The organism is Rhizobium sp. 18055 (assembly GCF_902706285.1).
Lineage (GTDB): Bacteria > Pseudomonadota > Alphaproteobacteria > Rhizobiales > Rhizobiaceae > Rhizobium.
This window is the reverse complement of the sequence record NZ_CACSKD010000480.1, coordinates 1-390: the sequence shown is the minus strand read 5'-3', so window position 1 is coordinate 390 and position 390 is coordinate 1. Positions and strand designations below refer to the sequence as shown.

1 protein-coding gene is annotated in these 390 nt (G+C 71.3%); it reads right to left on the bottom strand.

What is annotated here, in order from left to right; all coding sequences use genetic code 11:
- A partial coding sequence (locus tag GVL52_RS32705; protein WP_160012810.1) for an SIS domain-containing protein occupies nucleotides 1-261 on the bottom strand: 261 nt, incomplete at its 3' end.
- Nucleotides 262-390: the final 129 nt, after the last annotated feature.

Sequence of the window (390 nt, the reverse complement as noted above, 5' to 3'; positions counted from 1 at the left end):
GGACCAGAGCGCGTCGGGCTCCAGCGCGATGGCCGCGAGCTCGGGACGCTCCCGTTCGAAGCCGGCCACGCAGAGCGCGGCGAACTGCCGTGCCAGCCCCGACGCCGCGCCGCTGCCGCAGGCCAACACCTTGGCCCCGCTGGTGACGCACGCGAGGACGGCCTGCACGGCGGCCTCGATGGGTTGGCTGAGAAGCTGCGCGGCCTGGTATTTGAGGTCCGCGCTGTCGATGAAATGCTGTTGGATGCGTTGCTCGAGCATGAAGGCCGATGATACCCGCCGGGGCTGGCGGCGAAGGTAGCAAAGGGTTGGCGGGTCGGAGGGTCGGCCCGCCTACCCGGCGTCGAACGCCGCCTTCACCCACCGCACCGCGTCCGCCTCCACCAGCAC